Origin of the sequence: Sphingobium lignivorans (genome assembly GCF_014203955.1) — a bacterium.
GTDB classification, from domain to species: domain Bacteria; phylum Pseudomonadota; class Alphaproteobacteria; order Sphingomonadales; family Sphingomonadaceae; genus Sphingobium; species Sphingobium lignivorans.
The window spans coordinates 417,659-431,287 of record NZ_JACHKA010000001.1 but is presented as its reverse complement, the minus strand read 5'-3'; the positions used below and the strand labels follow the sequence as shown (position 1 = coordinate 431,287).

At 66.5% G+C, this 13,629-nt stretch carries 11 protein-coding genes; 5 read left to right on the top strand and 6 right to left on the bottom strand.

The window, feature by feature from the left end:
* The first annotated feature begins 203 nt into the window (after window positions 1–203).
* Window positions 204–2,522, top strand: coding sequence for a TonB-dependent hemoglobin/transferrin/lactoferrin family receptor (locus HNP60_RS02015; protein WP_420825215.1), 2,319 nt, complete (start codon window positions 204–206; stop codon window positions 2,520–2,522).
* 23 nt (window positions 2,523–2,545) lie between these two features.
* Window positions 2,546–3,520: a DUF6607 family protein gene (locus HNP60_RS02010; RefSeq protein ID WP_184149579.1), complete on the top strand. Its 975-nt coding sequence runs from the start codon at window positions 2,546–2,548 to the stop codon at window positions 3,518–3,520.
* 163 nt (window positions 3,521–3,683) lie between these two features.
* On the opposite strand, the gene HNP60_RS02005 is transcribed toward HNP60_RS02010, so the two are convergent.
* The 5 genes from HNP60_RS02005 to HNP60_RS01985 all read right to left on the bottom strand — a co-directional run bounded on the left by HNP60_RS02005 (window position 3,684) and on the right by HNP60_RS01985 (window position 8,726).
* Entirely contained in the window at window positions 3,684–4,496 is an 813-nt protein-coding gene (locus tag HNP60_RS02005; RefSeq protein WP_014074763.1) for a ferredoxin--NADP reductase, read from the bottom strand.
* On the bottom strand, window positions 4,493–4,948 hold the full coding sequence (locus HNP60_RS02000; RefSeq protein ID WP_184149577.1) for a hypothetical protein: 456 nt from the start codon (window positions 4,946–4,948) through the stop codon (window positions 4,493–4,495). The genes HNP60_RS02005 and HNP60_RS02000 overlap by 4 nt, the downstream gene beginning before the upstream one ends.
* 201 nt (window positions 4,949–5,149) lie before the next feature.
* Complete coding sequence (locus HNP60_RS01995) at window positions 5,150–7,342, bottom strand: TonB-dependent receptor (protein WP_184149575.1); 2,193 nt, start codon at window positions 7,340–7,342, stop codon at window positions 5,150–5,152.
* Window positions 7,343–7,383: 41 nt separating this feature from the next.
* Window positions 7,384–7,563 (bottom strand): hypothetical protein, encoded by a 180-nt coding sequence (locus HNP60_RS01990; protein WP_184149574.1) that lies wholly within the window; start codon window positions 7,561–7,563, stop codon window positions 7,384–7,386.
* The gene (locus HNP60_RS01985) at window positions 7,560–8,726 is read right to left on the bottom strand and encodes a PepSY domain-containing protein (RefSeq protein WP_184149572.1); all 1,167 of its coding nucleotides are present in this window, start codon (window positions 8,724–8,726) and stop codon (window positions 7,560–7,562) included. Before HNP60_RS01985 ends, HNP60_RS01990 begins: the two co-directional genes overlap by 4 nt.
* Window positions 8,727–8,901: 175 nt before the next feature.
* On the opposite strand from HNP60_RS01985, the gene ku reads away from it, so the two are divergent.
* From ku to ligD, 3 genes are read left to right on the top strand one after another with little or no spacing between them, the layout of a single operon-like run.
* Window positions 8,902–9,846: a non-homologous end joining protein Ku gene (gene ku / locus HNP60_RS01980; protein WP_184149569.1), complete on the top strand. Its 945-nt coding sequence runs from the start codon at window positions 8,902–8,904 to the stop codon at window positions 9,844–9,846.
* 1 nt (window position 9,847) lies between these two features.
* Window positions 9,848–10,339 (top strand): MgtC/SapB family protein, encoded by a 492-nt coding sequence (locus HNP60_RS01975; protein WP_184149566.1) that lies wholly within the window; start codon window positions 9,848–9,850, stop codon window positions 10,337–10,339.
* Window positions 10,339–12,846 (top strand): DNA ligase D, encoded by a 2,508-nt coding sequence (gene ligD / locus HNP60_RS01970; protein ID WP_184149563.1) that lies wholly within the window; start codon window positions 10,339–10,341, stop codon window positions 12,844–12,846. The genes HNP60_RS01975 and ligD overlap by 1 nt, the downstream gene beginning before the upstream one ends.
* 261 nt (window positions 12,847–13,107) lie before the next feature.
* Here ligD and HNP60_RS01965 read toward each other — a convergent pair whose 3' ends face one another.
* Window positions 13,108–13,620 carry a hemerythrin domain-containing protein gene (locus HNP60_RS01965; RefSeq protein ID WP_184149560.1) on the bottom strand — a complete coding sequence of 171 codons (513 nt, stop codon included), beginning with the start codon at window positions 13,618–13,620 and terminating at the stop codon, window positions 13,108–13,110.
* Window positions 13,621–13,629: the final 9 nt, after the last annotated feature.

Here is a 13,629-nt window from a genome sequence, read left to right as displayed (position 1 = left end):
ACCGGCTGAACAATCCATGACGATTCCGGCGGATCGGCTGTGCTGATCTGGCAAGAGCCCGGCGGACGATCCCGGCTGCTTTCCTACCCCGCTCGATCCGCCCCGGACAACTCCTCCCTTGACGAAGCGATCGGCCCGGCGCAATTCGCACTGCTAATGCGAATGATTCGCATTCTTAAGAGGGAAGAAGGGGACTATAAGAGATGACGAGTGCGGGATCAGCAGCCGTGGCGTGCCGGCGGGCGCCGGAATCGGGCATCGACCAGCGAACCGCGCGTGCGCGGCGCCATGGCCGGGGCACGATCCGGTATGCAAGCGCGGCGAGCTTGGTGCTCGCGAGCGCCCTCTGCGCCACCGAAGCCATGGCGCAGGACAATGACGGGCTTTACCTGCTCAACCGGCTGAACCGCATCGTCGTCACGGCCACGCGCACCCCGGTGCGGATCGAGGATTCGCCCGTCACCGTCTCCATCATCGACGAGGAGCAGATGGCAGACGAGCTGGTCACGGACATTCGCGACCTCGTCCGCTTCGAACCGGGCGTGAGCGTCCAGCGCCAGCCCGCCCGCTTCAATGCCGCGCTGAGCGCGACGGGGCGCACCGGCAACGACAGTTTCAACATCCGGGGCATCGGCGGCAATCGCGTGCTCATCCAGGTGGACGGCGTGCGCGTGCCGGACGGCTTCAGCTTCGGCGCGCAGGCCGCCGGGCGCGGCGACTATGTCGACCTTGGCCTCATCAAATCCGTCGAGATACTGCGCGGCCCGTCCTCCGCGCTGTATGGCAGTGATGGGCTCGCGGGCGCCGTGAGCTTCATCACTGCCGACCCCGTCGACTTTCTGGAAGGCAGCGCCTCGGTCGGCGGGCTCGTGCGCGCGGCCTACAGCAGCGCGGACAACGAGTTCAGCGAAACCGCAATCCTCGCCGGCAGGGCCGGCGACTGGTCGGCCATGGCTGCCTATACGCGGCGCGACTTCAACGAGCTGAAGAACAAGGGCAGCGTCGGCGGCACGGGCGCCGCGCGCACGGAGCCCAACCCGCAGGATGGCCATTCCAATGCCCTGCTCGGCCGCATCGTCTATGCGCCGTCCGGCAGCGGCCACAAGATCCGGCTGACCGGCGAATATCTCGACACCTGGCTGTTCACCAACGGCCTGACCGGCCTCAGCTCCACCGTGGAGCTGCTGCACGGCCGCGACACCGGCGAGCGCAAGCGCGTCGCGCTGGACTGGAGCTGGACCGGCACCGGCGCCATCACGGCCGCCCGGGCCGCCATCTACTGGCAGGATGGGCTCGACAGCCAGTTCACTGACGAGGACCGCACGCCCGCGGTCGATCGCGAGCGGCTCAACACGTTCGAGAACCGGGTGATCGGCGCGGCCGCCGACGCGCAATCGGAATTCGCCACCGGCGCGCTGTCGCACCGGCTCGTCTTCGGCGGCGACGTGAGCAAAACCCGCCAGCGCGGCCTGCGGGACGGCACCGTGCCGCCGGCCGGCGAGACCTTCCCGACCCGCGCCTTCCCCAGCACCGACTTCACCCGGGGCGGCCTGTTCGTGGGCGACGAGATCAGCCTCGCGGACGGGCTCTTCACCCTGTATCCGGCGCTGCGCTTCGACTTCTACGATCTCTCGCCGGACGACGACCCGCTGCTGCCCACTTTCGCAGGCGCGGCGCAGGACGGCTCGCGCCTGTCACCCAAGCTGGGCGCCGTGCTCAAGCTGGACAAGGGCATCCGGCTGTTCGCGAACTATGCCACCGGCTTCAAGGCGCCCGAGCCCGGGCAAGTGAACCAGTTCTTCGAGAATCTGGCGTTCGGCTACAAGTCCGAGCCCAATCCCGACCTCAAGCCGGAGCGAAGCGAGAGCTTCGAGGGCGGCGTGCGCTTCGCGAGCCGCAACGTGAACCTCGATCTGACCGCCTTCTCCTCGATCTACCATGATTTCATCAGCCAGGAAGTGGTGGGCGGCGGCTTCACGCCCAGCGATCCGGCGATCTATCAGTTCATCAATCTCTCGCGGGTGAAAGTGAAAGGCGCCGAGGCGCGCGCCGAGTTCCGCGCGGAGTCCGGCCTGCACGGCACGCTCGCATTCTCCTATGCGACGGGCGACGTCGACGGCTCCGGCCTGACCGATCTGCCGCTGACCACCATCGACCCGATCAAGCTGGTGGTGGGCGTGGGCTATCGCGATCCGGGCGGCCTGTTCGGCGGACAGATCATCGCGACGCACAGCGCCCGCAAGTCCGAGGATCGCACGACCGGCACGGATGCGGACGGCAGCCCGACGACCATCTGCAGCGGCGCGCCATGCTATCGCCCGGGCGCCTTCACCATCCTCGATGCCACGATGTTCGTGAAGCCGATGGACGGCCTCACGCTGCGCGCGGGCATCTTCAACATCCTCGACAAAAAATATGCGTGGTGGAGCGACGTGCGGGGCCTGAGCGCCTCCTCGACCGTGACCGACGCCTACACCCAGCCCGGACGCAACGCCAGCCTCTCGCTCAGCTATCGTTTCTGAGCGTGCCGAAAGGACGAACGATCATGATTTCCATCCGCAGTTTCCTCGGCGCCGGCCTGCTCACGCTCGCCTTCGCCGTCAGTCCCGCCCTTGCCCATCCGCCGATCGCGGCGGAGCAGGCCGCCGCGACCTTCGAGCAGGACCGTGCCGACATCCTCGCGATGGCCGGCAATTACAAGGTCCGCTTCGACATGCAGGAATCGACCCGCTGGGACAGCGCCTACACGCCGCTCGACCGCAAGATTTCCGGCGGACATGAAGTCGTCCGCGTGGTCGAGGATACGGGGCGCAAGATCGTCCTCCAGCATCTGCTGGTGGTCGAGATGGAGGGGCAGAGCCACATCATCAAGCACTGGCGGCAGGACTGGGAGTATGAGCCCGCCCGCGTGCTCGTCTATTCCGACCGCAATGCCTGGACCTTCGAGGAGGTGCCGGAGCGGATGCGCACCGGCCGCTGGTCGCAAACCGTGTGGCAAGTGGACGATTCCCCGCGTTATGGCGGCTGGGGCCAGTTCGAGACGCAGGGCGGTGTCCGGCGCTGGCGCTCCAACTGGACCTGGCGGCCGCTCGCCCGGCGGGACGCGGTGCGCAAGCCCGTCTACGACCGCTATCTTTCCATCAATCGCCACCAGAACACGCCCGACGGGTGGATCCACTGGCAGGACAACAGCAAGATGGGGCCGAAGAACGGCAAGCTCGCCCCGATCGTGCAGGAATATGTGCTGAACAGCTATACCCGGTTCGACGGCTATGACGTGAAGGCCGCTGACGACTACTGGGCCGCGACAAAGGACTATTGGGCAGCTATCCGCGCCGAGTGGGACCGGATCGCGGCGGCCAAGGGCGGCATCGCCATCCAGGAGGAGGCCGAGACGGGAACCGTCATTTCCGGCCGACTGCTCGAGCTGGGCGATGATGTCGCGAAGGGCAGGACAAGCACGGCGGCCGCGCTGAGCGAAGCCAAGAAGCTGATGGACGCCAACACGCGCAAATTGTGAGCCATGCGGCCTGCCGCCATGCCCCGCGTGGCGGCAAGCCGGGAATGAATGGACGGCGGACGAAAAAAGGGCGGCTCCATGGCCGCCCTTTTCCGTGTCGCGTCTCTCGTGCCCTTCTCCCCGGGGGGCCCCCTTCGCACCCCCGGGACCCCACCAGAAGAGCTCAGTCGACGAAAGCCCGCTCGATCACATAGTCGCCGGGCTTGGCATTCGAACCTTCCTCGAAGCCCCATTCCTCAAGCTGGGCCGCCAGCTCGCGGATCATCGCCATGGAGCCGCAGAGCATGACGCGATCCGTCTCCGGATCGAGCTTCGCCGGGCCGCTGACGCCCTGGAACATCGTGCCGTCCTCGATGAGCGTGCCGATCCGGCCGCTGGTGCGGAACGGCTCGCGCGTCACGGTCGGCACATAATGGAATTGCAGCAGCGCCTGATCCTGCACCAGCGGATCGTCGGCAAGCTGGCTCTCCAGCTCCTCGCGATAAGCAAGATCAGCGACGCGCCGGACGGAATGGACCAGGATCACCTGGCCGAAACAGTCATAGATGTCCGGATCGCGCACCAGGCTAAGGAACGGCGCGAGGCCCGTGCCGGTCGAGAGCAGGAACAGCCGGCTGCCCGGCTTGAGCGCATCGGCCACCAGCGTTCCGGTCGGCTTGCGGCCGAGATAGAGCTGGTCGCCTTCCTTGATGTTGCACAGGCGCGAGGTGAGCGGGCCGTCCGGCACCTTGATGGAGAGGAACTCCAGCTCCTCGGCATAAGCGGCGCTGGCGATGGAATAAGCGCGCAGCAGCGGCTTGCCCTCCACCTGCAGGCCCAGCATCACGAATTCGCCGGAGCGGAAACGGAAGCTCGCCGGGCGCGTCACCGCGAAGCTGAACAGATGCTCGTTCCAGTGCCGCACCCAGAGCACTTTCTCCACGCTGAGCGCCTTGGTCGGTTCGAGTTCGAAACCCTGGTGGGCCATGTCGTTCATTCGGAAAATCTCGCACAATCAGGATCAGAGACAGGCGCGACCGGCAACAGGCCGCCCTTCGCAAGCGACCGCGCCAGGGCCGACATGGCGATGAACAGCGGCTTCACCGCGTCCGGTGCCATGATCAGCGCCATAGTCGCGCACGCTTCATCCGCCGGCCGACTGACCACAGAGCCGACCATGCTGAGGATCAGCGCCTCATGCTCGCTCACCAGCGGATAGTCAACAGACCCGAACCCGAGACTTTCGGTCGCGTCCCGGTTGAGCATGGCCATCGTCACATGGAAATGAGGGAGAGCGGCGATATGTTCCCGGGCGCGAAACGCCCCGGCGACATCGCGGCACGGGCAGCGCTTTTCCTCCGCAGCCCGCACCCACAGGCGCATCGCGGCGAGCAGAAGAGCAGCGCCGCCATCCAGCCTGGCGATCGGGCGGTCGATGAAATCATACATGCCGGGCTCCTTCTCCTCGCCGGCCGAATACGCAGGGTGCCGCTGGTGAAAAACCCCGCCCCGGCATGCGCATCGGCCCCTTGGCCGCCGAATCGGCAATAATGATAATGATAACGAATCGCAAGTTCGGCGCCACGAATCGCGTTGCGCCGGCGCCCCGCCCACGAGGGAGGCGTCCTCGCCTCCCTTCACTCGCTGCCCTCAGAAGTCGATCGAAGCCGATGCCTTGAAGGTGCGCGGGGCACCCTGCAGCAAGGTCTGGTTGAATGCATCGAAGGCCGAGGCCCAGTAGCGCTCATTGGCGACGTTATCGACATTGAAGCGCAAGGTGAGCGGCTTGTCCCCTACCACTGCCACATAGCGCATACCGAGATCGAAGCGCGTCCACTCGGGCAGGCGCTGGGTGTTGGCGGTGCTCAACCACTGCTTGCCGGTGTGGACCACGCGGCCGGTCAGCGTGAGCGCGGGCAGGAACGGGACATCCCATTCGACATTGGCGTTGAGCATGTAATCGGGAATGCCCTGCGCCTTGTTGCCGTCCTGCACGCCACCGGGCGTATCGCGCAGCTCGGCCTCGATCACGGACCCACCCGCGATGACGCGAAGGCCGCGCGCCACCTCGCCGTCGATAGTGAACTCGATGCCGCGATTGCGCTGCTCGCCGAACAGGTCGAAGCGCAGGAAACCCGGATTGTCTGCGTCCGGCCCCACCTGGCCGACGGGCAGCTCGGTCTGGTACAGCGCGAGGCTCGCATCGATGCCGCCCAGCGAGACCTTGCCGCCGACTTCATATTGCACCGCGCGATAGGGCGCGAAAATCTCGCCAGCGTTGCTCACCGGCAGCGTGCCGAGGCCGGGATAGAAGCCGGACAGCGGCGCGGTCGGCCCCTGCGCCAGATTTTCGATGCGATTGGCGAAGAACGAGACGCCCGCGACGGGCTTGAGCACCAGTCCGACCACCGGGGTGATGGCGCTGCTCTCATAATCCGAGGCCAGCGCGCCATCGGCATAGGAATAGCTGCGGAAGCGCATGTTCTGGATGCGCCCGCCCACCGTCAGGAGAATGCGGTCCTGCCACAGGCCGATCGTGTCCGACGCGAAGACGCTGAACAGGTTCGAGCGGCTGATCGGGAAAGGATTGTCCAGATCGCCGCCGACGAGCGCCGAGGCGGGGATCGGAACTTCCGGCGTTACGTAGAGATTGGTGGCGAAGCCCGCGAAGCCGGGCCCGTAGAGGAAGTCATAGCCATTGCGGTTGACTTGCCAGACCGCCGATCCGCCGATGTTGAACTGCTGCGTGACGCCGCCCGCCGCCAGGTCGATCCGCACGCCCGCCTGCGCCGCCTCGTTATTGTCCGTCCGCGGGACGTAGAGCGCATTGCCGGTCGCGGCGCCCGTCTGCGCATCCGTCACGGTGATGCCGCCGTAGATCCCGTCCTCCATGCCATCGCGCGCGCCGAAGGAGGCATAGAACAAAGCATTGTCGGCCAGGTCATATTCCAGCCGGGCGATGCCGAAGATGTCCCGCATCGTGGTGTAGGTCCAGGGCTGCGCATAATTATGCGCGGCGTCCGGGACGACGGGGATCTCGGCGCTGCCGACCGTGACCTTGGGCCGCAGCCCGCGTACATGGACGCGATTATAGGCGAGATCGAGCGAGAGCCGCAGCGGCCCGCCATCATAATCGAACGCGCCGCCCACCGCATAAGTGCTGCGGAACTCGTCATCGACGCCGACATCGCCGCGCCGCGCGACGCCGTTCAGCCGGAGCCCGAACGCCTCGCCGCTGCCGAAGCGGCGCGCCAGATCCACCGAGCCGCCGAAATGCTCGCCCGACGCATAATTGAGCGTGGCGCGATTGAGCGCGCGGTCCGCCCGCTTGAGGATGAGGTTGACGCTGCCGCCGATGCCCGTTCCGCCGGGCGCCGCGCCATTCAGGAAGGCACTGGCGCCATTCAAGACCTGCACCGATTCATAGAGTTCCGGCGCGACGAGCTGGCGCGGCGCGATGCCATAGAGCCCGTCCAGCCCGACATCGTCGCCATAGAGCGGATAGCCGCGAATCACGAACTGCTCGGCGGCATTGCCGAACCCGTAAGTGGTGCGGATCGTCGGATCATTTTCCAGCACCTGCCCCAGCGTCTGCGGCTGCTGGTTGAGAATGAGCGCGGCATTGTAGCCCCGGATGCTGAACGGCACGTCTTCCGCCGCCTTGTCGCCCAGCACGCCGACGCTGCCACCGGCGCGCACCTGCGTCTCGTTCGCGCGCTGCGCGGTGATGATGATGTCCTGTGGATCGTCCGCTGGCGCCTGCGCGAGCGCAGGCACGCCAAGGACCAGCGCCGGCATGGCGGCGGTCAGGCGAAGCAGGGTCGGGAAACGGAACGCATTCATGATTGTATCTCCCTGCGCGCACGCACGCGCATCATCTCAAATCAGGATCGGCGGGCTCTCATCGCCCAGAAAACAGCCGCGAGCGGCATGGCGAGAGTCGCCCAGGAAATCGCGTCGCGCAGTCCATCGCCCGTAAGCGCGCTCACCAGCCCGACAAGGCTGAGCGCCGCCAGCGCGGTCGGCACGGCGAAGATCGCCATCATCGGCAGCTTGCCCTTCATTCCGCGGGGGCCAGCCGCCCGCCGGACTCGACTTCGCGCAGGCGCGCGTCGAGCGAAGAGCGGCGCTTGCCGAGCCAGAGATACAGGCCGGAGCCAAGCACGACGATCGTGAACAGGGTGAGCGCGGCCCACAGCATCTTGAGCGGCAGGCCGCCATAATCGCCGAAGTGCAGCGGCTGCGAATAAGTGAGCGCCAGCACATACCAGGGCATGGGCCGCACATCGGTCAGGGCGCCGGTCTCGGCATCGATGAGCGCCGGCGTGAGGGCGCGCTCGGTGAGCGGCGTGGCCCCCTGGAAGAACACGGCATAATGATGCCGGCTGCTGAAGGAACCGCCGGGAAAGGCGATGAACTGCGGATTGTTGCCGGGGATCGCCTGACGCGCCGCGGCCATCGCCTTGTCCAGCGAGCCATAGCGCGAGGGGGGCAGTGCCTCGCGCCCGGCATAGGCCCGGGTCATTTCCGCCAGCTCGCCCATCTGCCAGACTTGGATGATCGGCGTCGCCAGCGCGTTGATGACGCCGGTGGCGCCCACCACGGTCATCCAGGCCAGCGCGACGATGCCGAGCAGATTGTGATAATCGAGCCATTTGAGGCGCCGGCTCCGCGAGACCCGGAGCGTGCCGAACGGCAGCTTGCGCATGAAAGGCGCGTAAAGCACCACGCCCGAGACGATCGCGGCGAGGAACAGCACGCCCATCGCTCCCAGGAACAACATGCCCGGCAGGCCGAGGAACATGTCCGTATGGAGCTGGAGGATGAAGTGCATGACGCCTTCGTCCCGCACTTGCCCCACCGCCGCGCCGGTGGTGCGGTTGAACAGCTGGATGGTCATGTCCGCCGCCGGCGAATCCGGGCGCGGCGCCGTGGTCACGGTCAGGATCGGGGATTCGTTGTCGAAGGCCATGAAGACCGGGACTTCCCCCGGCCGCGCGGCGAGCGCCTTGCCCAGCATGGCGTCGAGCGGCTGCAGGCCGGGGCCCTCGCCGGAGGAGGCCGGACCGGCCGTCTCCATCGCGGACTGGTCCTCGGTCAGCGCGTCGATCTCGTCGTGGAAGATCAACGGCAGGCCGGTGACGCACAGCATCAGGAGAAACGCCGTGCAGACGAGACTCGTCCATTTGTGGACGAGATACCAGACACGGATGGATTGCCTGCTCACGGACCTTCAGTGTTCGCTATTGATAGTGAGTTGCAGCGACTAGTCCGGGATGGCCGGATTGGCAATAGGCGCGGGGGAGCGGTCCTGCGCCCGCCCTCCGCACACGCCCCCACGCCGCGCCTGCCGCGCGCGGGAACCAACAGGGCCCGGACGGCTTTCTGGTCTGGAGGTTTCCATGGTGGCACGCGCATATTGGCAGGGGCAGATCAAGCTCGCCCTCGTTTCGATCCCCGTCGAGGTCTATCCCGCCACGCGATCCGGCGCGGCGATCAGCTTCCACCAGATCCACGAGCCGAGCGGCAAGCGCATTCGCTACGAAAAGGTCGCGCCCGGCGTCGGGCCGGTCGATCGCGACGAGATCATGAAGGGCTTCGAAGTCTCCAAGGGCAGCTATGTGCTGCTCGACGAGGACGAGATCGAAGCGGTCAGGATCGAGAGCCGCAAGACGCTGGAGCTGGTGCAGTTCGTCGAGGCGAGCGAAATCGACGTCCTCTATTATGAGAAGCCCTATTTCATCGTGCCGGCCGACGACCTGGCGGAGGAAGCCTATGTCGTGCTGCGCGACGCGCTGCGGCAGACCAGACGCGTCGGGCTCGGCCAGCTTTCCGTGCGCGGGCGCGAACGCCTCGTCTCCATCAAGCCCTGCGGACGCGGCATGGTGATGGAAGTGCTGCGTTATGCTGACGAAGTCCACAAGGCGCAGGGCTATTTCCGCGAGATCGGCGAGGCGACGCCGCAGGAGGACCTGCTCGACCTTGCCGTCACGCTCATCGAGAAGAAATCCGCGCCGTTCAAGCCGGCGGAATTCCACGATCGCTACATCGATGCGCTGGAGCGCCTGATCGAGAAGAAGCGCAAGGCCAAGGGCGGCAAGCGCATTCTCGAGGATGTCGAGGAGCCCGGCCAGCAGGGCGGCGGCAATGTGATCGACCTCATGGCCGCGCTGAAGAAGTCGGTCGGCAGCGGCGGCCGCACGCCGGAGCGGTCCTCCTCCGGCACGAAGGAAAGCACCGCCTCCCGAAGCGCGAAGTCAGCATCAGCCAAGTCGGGCTCCGGCAAGGCCTCGTCCGGTGGCACCAAGCGCGCCGCCGCGCCGGCAAGGCGTCGCAAGAGCGCCTGACATGGTCCTCAATCCCGCCGTCCCGCTGCACTGGATCGACACCGACGTGGTGTTCCGACTGGGCCTGGCGGCGGTGCTGGGCTTGCTGCTTGGGCTCGACAGGGAGCTGAAAGGCCATAGCGCGGGGCTGCGCACGCACGGCATCGTGTGCTTCACTGCCGCTGTCATGACCGTCTCGGCCATTGCCCTCTATCACCAGCTCGCCACCGAGGGGACGCGGATGGACCCGCTGCGCATCTTCGAGGGGACCGGCACGTTCGTCGGCATCATCGCGGCGGGCCTCATCGTGGTCAGCAAGGGCGAGGTGCGCAATCTCACCACCGCGGTGCACATCTGGCTGGCGGCGATCATCGGCATCGCCTGCGGCGCCGGGCAATGGCCGCTGGTGCTGGTGGCCGCGCTGGTGGCGGTCGTCATGCTCACCGTGCTCGGCGTGGCCGAGGAGCGCTGGCTCAAGCACCGCGAGCGCGGCTCCGGAACGGACGCCGAGTGATGGCGCGGACCGATCCGCTCGCCGCCTATAATGCGAAGCGCGACTTCGGGAAGACGCCGGAGCCGGCCGGCGAGGCCCGGCGCAGCGAGGGCGGCAATCTCTTCGTGGTGCAGAAGCACGACGCGACGCGCCTGCACTGGGACTTCCGCCTCGAGATGGGTGGCGTGCTCAAGAGCTGGGCCGTAACGAAGGGGCCCAGCCTCGACCCCCATGACAAGCGGCTCGCCGTGCGCACCGAGGACCATCCGCTTTCCTACGCGCAGTTCGAGGGTGGCATTCCCGAGGGGGAATATGGCGGCGGCACGGTGATGCTCTGGGATCAGGGCGTCTGGGCGCCGATCAAGGGCAAGAGCGCGAAGGACATCGAGAAGGGCCATCTCCATTTCCAGCTCCAGGGCGAGCGCATGAAGGGCGAATGGCTGCTGGTCCGCATGAAGCCCCGCCCGGGCGAGAAGCGCGAGAACTGGCTGCTGCGCAAGATCGACGATGCCGAAGCCGGCACCGGGGACATTCTGGTCGAGCGCGAACTGACCAGCGTGCTCACCGGCCGCACGATGGCGGAAATCGCTGCCGATCGCGAAGGCGTGCGCTCCCTGGCCGGGAAGCGGGGCAAGGCGTTCAATGCCGTAATGGCCGATGCGGCGGCGCATAATCGCCAATCCGCCCGGGGGCCCGCCCGCCGCAAGAGCAAGGACGCCAGGCTCCCCGGCTTCGAGCCCGTGCAACTCGCGACCCTCGTCGACACTGTGCCCACCGGCAACCAGTGGATGCACGAGATCAAATTTGACGGCTATCGGGTGCTGGCGGCGGTCAAGGGCACCCAGGTGCGCCTGTTCACGCGCTCCGGCCTCGACTGGACCGAGAAATTCCCGCCGATCGCCGAGGCGCTGGCCGCGCTGGACCTGCCCGCCGCGCTGATCGACGGCGAAGTCGTGGCGCTGGACGGGCATGGCAATCCCAGCTTCTCCGCCTTGCAGGCCGCGCTCAAGGAAGGGCGGGAGGCGACGCTCGCTTATTTCGCTTTCGATCTGCTCAGCCTTGCCGGCGAGGACCTGAAAGCCCTGCCCAACATCGAGCGCAAGGAGCGCCTTGAAGCGCTGCTGCGCCATGCGACGGCCCCCTTGCAGGTCGCCGATCATGTCATCGGCGCGGGCGAGGCGCTTTTCGAGACTTTGTGCGGCGCGGGGCAGGAAGGCATCATCGCCAAGCGGGTGGACGCGCCCTATCGCGGCAAGCGGACGCACAACTGGCTCAAGATCAAATGCACGCGCCGGCAGGAATTCGTGATATTGGGCTGGACGAAGAGCGCGGCGCGCGGCCGCGCCTTCGCCTCGCTGCTGCTCGGGCAGCATGAAGACGGCAAGCTGGTCTACAAGGGCAAGGTCGGCACCGGATTCGACCGGGCGACGATGGAGGATCTGGCGAAGCGGATGGGCAGGCTCGCGCGCGCCACCGCCCCGGCGGAGGTGCCGCGCGCCGAGGCCCGGGGGGCGCAATGGCTGAGCCCGAAGCTGGTGGGAGAGATCGCTTTCGCCGAGTTCACGGCGGAAGGGCGCGTTCGCCACGGGAGCTTCCTCGGCCTGCGCAGCGACAAGGAGGCGAAAGACGTGACGCCCGAAACGCCTGCCGACACGCCGGAGCCGCGCAGCGACGTCCGCATTTCCAGTCCGGACCGGGTCATCTTCCCCGAAAGCGGGCAGACCAAGGGCGAGCTTGCCGATTATTACCGCACGATCGCGCCGCTGATGCTGCCCTTCGCGGCGGGCCGGCCGATCAGCCTCGTGCGCTGCCCGCAGGGACGGGCGCGGCACTGCTTCTTCCAGAAGCATGACAGCGGCTCGTTCGGCCCCCATGTTTCCCACGTCCCGATCCGCGAGAAGGACGGCGGGACCGAGGATTATCTCTACATCACCGATGCGGACGGCATCCTCGCCTGCGTGCAGATGGGCACGATTGAGTTCCACGGCTGGGGCGCGAAGGCGGAGGATGTGGAGCAGCCCGACCGGATGATCTTCGATCTCGATCCCGACGAGGGCCTGGGATTCGACGAAGTGAAGCGCGCCGCGCGGGACATAAGGCGGCGACTCTCCGACCTGGGGCTGGTGAGCTTCGCGATGCTCTCCGGCGGCAAGGGCGTGCATGTGGTGGTGCCGCTGACGCCCGGCCACGACTGGGAAACGCACAAGGACTTCTCAAAGCGCTTCGCCGAGGCGCTGAGCCTTGCCGAGCCGGACCGCTTCGTGGCGACGATGAGCAAGGCGAAGCGCAAGGGCCGCATCTTCATCGACTGGCTGCGCAACCAGCGCGGCAGCACGGCGGTGCTGCCTTATTCGGCCCGCGCCCGCGCCGGCGCGCCCGTGGCGATACCGATCAGCTGGGAAGAGCTGGACAAGATGAAGGACGCGCACCCCTTCAGCATCAGCGATGCCAAGACGCTCATGGACCGGGCGCGGGACAAGGCATTGCAGGGCTGGGGTTTCGTGACGCAGACCCTGCCGGACCTCTGAGGCAGGCGTGGATAAAGTCCCCGGCGATGGCGGCGCGCCATATCTCTTCATTCACGACGTCATCCCGGACTCGATCCGGGACCCAGCTGCCTTGACGATCGCCGGGACCAGCTGGCTTCAGAAACCGGAAGAAGCGGGATCCCGGATCAAGTCCGGGATGACAAAGGGAATTGGGGTAAAGCGCGCTTCAGGTCACATGTGATTTCAGCGAAAGGCTCTGCCCGGGGGCAGCGGGAAGTCCCGCCCTGCCCCCGGCACCGGTCAGGCCGGGACCACGTTGACGGCGCGCGGCTGGGCGGGCGGCAGCCCATCGCTCTTGGCCTTGGCCATCAGCTCTTCCTTGAGCGCCAGCATCTGGTCGCGGAGCGCCACGAGATCGACGTCGGTCTTGCGACACTGGGCGAACATGCCTTCGCTCTGCATCTCTTCCTCATGGACGTGATGCTTGATCTCCTCGGAGAGCACCTTGACCTTGGCGTCGTAGAAATCGTCTTCGGGCGACCCGGCCTCGATGTCGTTGATGAGCAGCTTGGCGCCATCATGCTCGACATAGGCCTCATCGAGCGTGTCATCCTCGATCTTGCCGCGGAAGGCGGGATAGAAGATTTCCTCCTCGAGCAGCGTGTGAACCTTCAGTTCGACGCAGATCTCGTGAGCGATGCTCTGCTTGCGATTACTCGAGCGCGCCTTCTCGAATTCCTCGAAGAGCGTTTCGACCTTGCGATGGTCGGCCTTGAGCAGCGCGATGGCATCGGTGAATTGCGAAGTGGCCATGGGGATCAT

Bases quoted from the DNA above. Each gene is read 5' to 3' on its own strand.
- HNP60_RS02015 (WP_420825215.1), top strand. From the start codon at position 204: ATGACGAGTGCGGGATCAGCAGCCGTGGCGTGCCGGCGGGCGCCGGAA.
- HNP60_RS02010 (WP_184149579.1), top strand. From the start codon at position 2,546: ATGATTTCCATCCGCAGTTTCCTCGGCGCCGGCCTGCTCACGCTCGCC.
- HNP60_RS02005 (WP_014074763.1), bottom strand. From the start codon at position 4,496: ATGAACGACATGGCCCACCAGGGTTTCGAACTCGAACCGACCAAGGCG.
- HNP60_RS02000 (WP_184149577.1), bottom strand. From the start codon at position 4,948: ATGTATGATTTCATCGACCGCCCGATCGCCAGGCTGGATGGCGGCGCT.
- HNP60_RS01995 (WP_184149575.1), bottom strand. From the start codon at position 7,342: ATGAATGCGTTCCGTTTCCCGACCCTGCTTCGCCTGACCGCCGCCATG.
- HNP60_RS01990 (WP_184149574.1), bottom strand. From the start codon at position 7,563: ATGAAGGGCAAGCTGCCGATGATGGCGATCTTCGCCGTGCCGACCGCG.
- ku (WP_184149569.1), top strand. From the start codon at position 8,902: ATGGTGGCACGCGCATATTGGCAGGGGCAGATCAAGCTCGCCCTCGTT.
- HNP60_RS01975 (WP_184149566.1), top strand. From the start codon at position 9,848: ATGGTCCTCAATCCCGCCGTCCCGCTGCACTGGATCGACACCGACGTG.
- ligD (WP_184149563.1), top strand. From the start codon at position 10,339: ATGGCGCGGACCGATCCGCTCGCCGCCTATAATGCGAAGCGCGACTTC.
- HNP60_RS01965 (WP_184149560.1), bottom strand. From the start codon at position 13,620: ATGGCCACTTCGCAATTCACCGATGCCATCGCGCTGCTCAAGGCCGAC.